The sequence below is a fragment of the Achromobacter sp. genome, from assembly GCF_036567245.1.
Classification (GTDB): Bacteria; Pseudomonadota; Gammaproteobacteria; order Burkholderiales; family Burkholderiaceae_B; genus Achromobacter.
Genome location: NZ_DATCUY010000711.1, coordinates 1 through 2,809, shown reverse-complemented (window position 1 = coordinate 2,809; position 2,809 = coordinate 1). Strand labels below are relative to the sequence as shown.

Here is a 2,809-nt window from a genome sequence, read left to right as displayed (position 1 = left end):
CGCCGCGAGGTGGGCGCGGTGAAGCAAAGCTGGTAGACGTCACCGCCACCCAGCACCGCGCGGCGCAGCGGCGCTTGTGCCAGGGGCGCCAGGGCGGATGCCACGGGCAGTTGAGCGTAGTGCAGCGTGGCGCCCACGCGGCTGGCGGCCAGGATGTGGCCCAGGTCCTGCAGCAGGCCATCGGAGATATCGATGGCCGCATGCGCAATACCGCGCAGCGCCAGGCCCAGCGACACCTGCGGATCAGGCCATTCCAGCGCGTCGCGGGTCGCCGCGAGCAGCGCCGGATCGGCGGGGTACTGCCCGTCCAGCAGGCGGTAGGCGACGTCGGCCGCCCCCAGCTCGCCCGACACCCAGATGTCATCGCCCGCCTTCGCGCCGTCCCGGCGCAAGGCCAATCCGGCCGGCACGGCGCCGAACACGGTGACGCTGATGGCAAGATCGTGCGCGCTGCGCGTGGTGTCGCCGCCGATCAGCGGGCAGCCGTGAGCGGCAGCCAGCGCATGGAAACCTTCGGCGAACGCCGCCAGCCAGGCCTCGTCCAGCCGCGGCAAGGCCAGGCCCAGCACGCAACCGATGGGGCGCGCGCCCATGGCGGCCAGGTCGGACAGGTTCACCGCCAGGGCCTTGTGCCCCAGCGACTTCGGATCCACGTCGGGAAAGAAATGGCGGCCTTCCAGCAGCAGGTCCGTGCTGGTGGCCACCTGCTCGCCGGGTGGGACCGGGAACAGGGCGCAATCATCGCCCACGCCCAGCAGGCCGGCTGGCGCCGCGCGGGTGAAATAGCGCGCGATCAAATCAAATTCGGACGCCAAGGCAACTCCGCAGTCCGGCACGGTAGGCCGGCATTGAATTCCACGGGGGCTTGCTACCCCCACAAATCATGCGGCGCCCCCGCACAACCAGGAAGAACCCTCAACCCACTCCTCGCATGGCAAGAAACAGGTGCCCCCCAATCCGGGCCGCGCGGATCCGGCTCCGCCGGTCCGCAGCGGCGCCCCCCTGGGGGGGAAGCGCGCAGCGCTTCGGGGGGGTTACCTCTTGTTGACCTCGTTCGCCCGGACGTCGGCCGCCAGCTTGTCCAGCACGCCGTTGACGAACTTGAAGCCGTCGGTGCCGCCGAACGACTTGGCCAGTTCGACGGCTTCATTGATGGCGACCTTGTACGGCACTTCGACGTGATGAATCAGTTCGAAGCTGCCGATCAGCAGGATGCCATGCTCGACAGGCGACAGCTCGGCCAGCGGACGGTCGACATAGGGCGTGAAACGCTCGCGCAGCGCGGGCGCTTCACGCAGCACGCCATGCAGCAAGGTCTTGAACCACTGCGCGTCGGCCTCGGAAAAATCCTCGGTGTCGCGCAGATGGGCGTCGATCTCGCCGGCGTCCTGCGTGCCTTCGCCGCCGCGCAGCAGCCACGCGTACACGCCCTGCAGGGCGAATTCGCGTGCACGGCGGCGCGCGCTGCGCGCGTTGGCGCGGGCTTGCGCCGCGCTATCAGCGCTGGTCGTCGTCTTCTTCGTCGTCAAAATCTTCGTCCTCGTCTTCGTCGTCTTCGTCTTCTTCCTCGGGTTCCAGGGCCGCCACCAGGTTGGCCATTTCAACGGCCACCTGGGCGCAATCGCGGCCCTTGCCGGCGGCGCGCGCCTGCGCCTGCTCGTCGGTGTCGACGGTCAGCACGCCATTGGCGACGGGGATGCCGGTTTCCAGGGAAATACGGGTGATTGCAGTGGCCATTTCATTGCTGACCACTTCAAAGTGATAGGTCTCGCCGCGGATGACCGCGCCCAGCGCGATCAGGGCGTCGAATTCAAACGTTTCGGCCATGTGGGACAGGGCCACGCCCAGTTCCAGGGCGCCCGGAACGGTGGCGACCATCACGTCGCGCTCGTCCACGCCCAGTTCGGCCAGTTCCTTCAGGCACGCTTCGAGTTCGGCCTGGCCGATTTCCTCATTGAAGCGGGCGCGTACGATGCCGATGTGCAGCCCTTCGCCGTTCAGGTCGGGGGTAAGGATGTAAGGGTTCATATGTCGGCCTTCAGTGTGTTGCGGGAGTATTCGGAGGGTCGCAATCGTAACCCGTAATGGTGAGCGAGAAGCCCGCCATGCTGGGCATCTTGCGCGGCCGGGCCAGCAGCTTCATCTGGCCCACGTTCAAGTCGCGCAGAATCTGGGCGCCTATCCCGTAGGTACGCAGGCCGTAACGGTCGGCGTTGGCGGGGTTCGCCTGGGCCTTCGGGTCGTTCCAACCAGCGATCTGGCCAAACAGGTGTTCAGTGGACGATTGGCAATTCATCAAAACGAGCACTCCCGCCGGGGCGGCCGCGATGGCCTGCAGGGCTTGCGCCACGCCCCAGCTGTGCGGGCTGGCGCCGGTGTCCAGCACGTCCAGCACGGAGGCTGGCTCATGCACCCGCACCAGCGTCTCGGCATCGGGAGTCACGTTACCATGCACCAGCGCCAAATGGGCGGAGCCGGTGGCGGCGTCTTCGTAGGCCACGGCCTCGAATTCGCCCCAGGCCGTCTGCATGGGGCGCTTGCCCACGCGCTTGACGATGGATTCGTGTTCGCTGCGGTACTGGATCAGGTCGGCGATGGTGCCGATCTTCAGGCCGTGCTCGCGGGCGAACTGCACCAGGTCCGGCAGACGGGCCATGGTGCCGTCCGGCTTGAGGATTTCGCAGATCACGGCGGCGGGCGTCAGGCCGGCCATGGCGGTCAGGTCGCAGCCTGCCTCGGTGTGGCCGGCGCGCACCAGCACCCCGCCGGGCACCGCGCGCACCGGGAAGATGTGGCCGGGCTGGACCAG

Annotated in this window: 4 protein-coding genes; all 4 read right to left on the bottom strand. The window is 67.9% G+C overall.

The window, feature by feature from the left end; all coding sequences use genetic code 11:
* The coding region (gene thiL, locus VIR09_RS30725; protein WP_332016308.1) for a thiamine-phosphate kinase at window positions 1-815 on the bottom strand (815 nt) is incomplete at its 3' end.
* Between the two features lie 219 nt (window positions 816-1,034).
* Complete coding sequence (gene nusB / locus VIR09_RS30720; protein ID WP_332016307.1) at window positions 1,035-1,529, bottom strand: transcription antitermination factor NusB; 495 nt, start codon at window positions 1,527-1,529, stop codon at window positions 1,035-1,037.
* Window positions 1,498-2,028: a 6,7-dimethyl-8-ribityllumazine synthase gene (gene ribH, locus VIR09_RS30715; protein WP_006391339.1), complete on the bottom strand. Its 531-nt coding sequence runs from the start codon at window positions 2,026-2,028 to the stop codon at window positions 1,498-1,500. Before ribH ends, nusB begins: the two co-directional genes overlap by 32 nt.
* Window positions 2,029-2,038: 10 nt before the next feature.
* On the bottom strand, window positions 2,039-2,809 hold a 771-nt coding region (locus VIR09_RS30710), incomplete at its 5' end, for a 3,4-dihydroxy-2-butanone-4-phosphate synthase (protein ID WP_332016306.1).

What these genes read in the sequence shown, in the direction of transcription:
- ribH (WP_006391339.1), bottom strand. Translation starts at nt 2,028, where the DNA reads ATGAACCCTTACATCCTTACCCCCGACCTGAACGGCGAAGGGCTGCAC.